Below are 3,156 nucleotides of genomic sequence, written 5' to 3'. Positions count from 1 at the left end.
GGGCGGGGGCCGGTCGGCCGTCGGCGGGCCGAAACGCGGCGTCCCCCGGATAATGGGCCGTATGGCTGACAAGACGCGCAGTGCGGACCGACCGGCCTCGGTGACCGTCGGCGGCCGCGACGTACGCTTCCGGACGATCGCCTTCCTGGTGCTCGGCATCCTGGCGGTCTGGTTCATCGCGGTGAACACCGCCTCGGTGAGCATCCGGCTGTGGATCCCCACCGTCACCCTCCCGCTCTGGCTGGTCCTGCTGGTCACCCTGCTGGTCGGAGCCGCCCTCGGCGGCCTGCTGGCCCGCCGCCGGACGAAGGGCTAGCCGGGCCTCCGGGCCGGGTGGTCGGTGACGGCGGGCCGTCAAGGGGTCGTTAGGATCTGTCCGCCGTCCGCCGACCGGGCGGGCGCCCGGGTACCGGTCGTGCGGCAGCGGAGCAGTGAGATGGAACAACCGACGGCCCTGTCCGACCTGGGCGCCCGCTACCCGGAACTGCTCGCCGAGGTCTCCCGGACCGGCCGGAACCTGGACCGCCAGGAACTGGAGTCGCTGCGCGCGCTCGGCGAGCGCGCCGCCGAGGCCGGGCACGGGCTGCGCGAACTGGTCGCGCACTGCCTCGGCGCCGGCCGCCGGGCCTGGCCGGCGCTGCCCGGCGTCGCCGGGGCCGGCTCGCTGGGCGGGCTCCGCCGCACCGGCGAGGCGCTGCTCGCCGCCGCGGAGGCCGCGGTCGCCGCGCTGGGCGAGGGCCACGAGCGGGCGCAGCGGCTGGCGATCCGCCAGGAGGAGGCGGCGCGGCGGGAGTTCATCGACGACCTGCTGTACGGGCGCAGCGACCCGGGGGCGCTGGCCGAGCGGGCCGGGCGGTTCGGGCTGCGGCTGGCCCGCGCGCACGCGGTGGCGGTCGCGGTCGGCACGGAACCGTACGACGGGGAGCACCCGGTGGCGCGCCGGGTGGAGCGCGAACTCGTCGGCCGCTTCGGCGAACGGGACGTCCTGCTGGCGACCAAGGACGGCCGGCTGGTGTGCGTCGCCCCCGACGGCGGGCACGCGGTGCTGGAGGCGTTCGCCGCCCTCGCGCTCCGCCCCGGCCCCGGGTACCGGGCGGCGGCCCGGGTTGCGACCGGGCGGCGTCACTCCGGGCCGGGCGGGGTGGTGCGCAGCTACGACGAGGCGCTGGGCGCGCTGGACTTCGCGCAGCGCCTCGACCTGCCCGCCGAACGGCTCCGGGCCGAGGAACTGCTGGTGTTCCCGGTGCTGATGCGCGACCGGGCCGCGATGGCGGAGCTGGTGCGCAGCGTGCTGGGGCCGCTCGGCGGCGCGCGCGGCGGCGCCGCCCCGCTGCTGGCCACCCTCGCCGCGCAGGCCGAGGCGGGCTACGTGAACGCGGAGGCCGCCCGGCGGCTGGGCGTGAGCGTCCGCACACTGGGCTACCGGATGGACCGGATCAAGTCCCTGACCGGCTACGACCCCTCGGACGCCCTGCACCGCTACACCCTGGAGACCGCCGCGATGGGCGCCCGCCTGCTCGGATGGCCGCAGCGCGAGCTGTGAGGGGGCGCGCCGCGGGAGCCGGACGGGCAACGCACCCGCCGGCCCGGGGGCGGGTCGTCGGCCGACACGGTGGGGCCGGACAGCCCGAAGCAGGCGGGCTGGCGGATGAGCACGCGGGAAGGACCGGCGTCGCGCCCAGCCACGGGAGACCGCATTTCCGTGGCCGACTCCCTTGCGGGTTTCCGGCGCCGAAGGGGCGCCAAGACTGCCGGATCCTGGCAATGTGCCGGCCCCCCGCCGCCTGCCACGATCATCCCGGCACCTCGGGGGGAGGTGCCGCAGTGCGACCGGGGGAGCGGACGGGTCGGCCGGGGCCGCGCCGGCGGCGTCGGTGGGCCCGTCCGCGGCGCACTGCCAGGGGGAGCCGCACCGGGGGGATGAGCGGTCCAGGGGCGTCGACGCCGCGGAGGGGAGGGCGTCGACGCCCGCAGCGGCCGGGGTGCCCGCGGGCCGTCCGGGTTCAGCGGGTGCGGCGGCGGCGGACCAGGTGCCAGGCGCCGTGCTGGACCAGCAGGGTCAGGACGCCGGCCAGGACGATGCCCAGCAGGTTCAGGGCGAGCTGGACGGCCGAGCCCCAGCCCTGGGCGTACTCGCCGTAGGCCACGGCGACGGCCGCGTTGGCCGCGGCCGGGACGGTGGTGACCGAGATCGCCACGCCGACCAGGGCGGACGCCTTGGCGGAGGTGAGCGAGAGCAGGCCCGCGACACCCGCCAGGAAGGCCACCACGAAGGACATCGCGTCCGGCTGCCAGATGAACGAGGTGTTCGGGCGCGCGGCCGCGAACCTGGCGTCGCTGAACAGGCCCAGCGCGTCCATCAGCAGGGAGAAGCCCACGGTGAGCGCCATCGCCACGGTGAAACCGACCGCCAGCGCCAGCAGGGAGCGCACCGCCGGGCGGGCCCGGCGCCGCACGACGGCGACGCAGAGCCCGGCGAGCGGCCCGAACTCGGGGCCCACGGCCATCGCGCCGACGATCAGGATCGCGCTGTCCAGCACCGCGCCGCAGGCGGCCAGCATGGTGGCGACCGTCAGGAGCGCCAGGAAGACCCCGCTGAGCGTCGACTCCTCCTGGACGACCTCCGACACCTCCTCCCACACCAGGGCGTCGACCCCCTCGCCCGGCGCCGCCCGCTCCGCCTCGTCGGCCGCCCGGGAGAGGGTCAGCCCGACCTCGTCCAGGCTGATCGCCCCGCGTTCGGCCAGCCCCAACCCGCGCAGCTCGCCGAGCAGTTCGTCCGCGGCCTCGCGGGCCACGTCGCACAGCACCAGGTCGCCGGCCGGGCGCACCGCACCGTCGGGCAGCACCGCGAGGTGGGCGACCCCGACCCGGGTGTCGAGCCGTTTCAGGACCTGTTCGCGCAGGTCGGGGGGAACGATCAGGCGGAGCTGGAGCACGGGATCCTCCGGGCGGGCGGCGCGGTCTGCGCCCACCTTAGGGGGCAGCGGGACGGGACATCCGACGGCCCTGCCCGGGCGCGGCCGGGCGGTGCGGGCCGACGGGGAGTGAACTTCCGGGCCGACGGGGGGCGGTGGGGCTCCGTCGTGGGTCAAGGGCGGCCGGGCCACGGGTCCGTCCCGGCCGGCGGTGGGCGGGGGCGGTGGCGGTGGGGCG

General features: G+C 77.5%; 3 protein-coding genes. 2 read left to right on the top strand and 1 reads right to left on the bottom strand.

All coding sequences use genetic code 11. From position 1 onward, the window contains the following. Positions 1-61: 61 nt before the first annotated feature. The gene (locus IH44_RS0139540; protein ID WP_030464696.1) at positions 62-316 is read left to right on the top strand and encodes a lipopolysaccharide assembly protein LapA domain-containing protein; all 255 of its coding nucleotides are present in this window, start codon (positions 62-64) and stop codon (positions 314-316) included. A 120-nt stretch (positions 317-436) separates the two neighbouring features. Then, on the top strand, positions 437-1,543 hold the full coding sequence (locus IH44_RS0139535; protein WP_030464695.1) for a CdaR family transcriptional regulator: 1,107 nt from the start codon (positions 437-439) through the stop codon (positions 1,541-1,543). 460 nt (positions 1,544-2,003) lie between these two features. On the opposite strand, the gene IH44_RS0139530 is transcribed toward IH44_RS0139535, so the two are convergent. Further along, positions 2,004-2,939, bottom strand: coding sequence for a DUF389 domain-containing protein (locus IH44_RS0139530; protein ID WP_030464694.1), 936 nt, complete (start codon positions 2,937-2,939; stop codon positions 2,004-2,006). Positions 2,940-3,156 lie beyond the last annotated feature (217 nt).

It is taken from the genome of Kitasatospora sp. NRRL B-11411, from assembly GCF_000721345.1.
GTDB classification, from domain to species: domain Bacteria; phylum Actinomycetota; class Actinomycetes; order Streptomycetales; family Streptomycetaceae; genus Kitasatospora; species Kitasatospora cineracea.
Note: the sequence above shows the minus strand (reverse complement) of the source record. Positions and strands in the feature narration are given on the sequence as shown.

Excerpts from the sequence above, each read along its gene's own strand:
- IH44_RS0139535 (WP_030464695.1), top strand. The coding sequence starts at position 437 with ATGGAACAACCGACGGCCCTGTCCGACCTGGGCGCCCGCTACCCGGAA.
- IH44_RS0139540 (WP_030464696.1), top strand. The coding sequence starts at position 62 with ATGGCTGACAAGACGCGCAGTGCGGACCGACCGGCCTCGGTGACCGTC.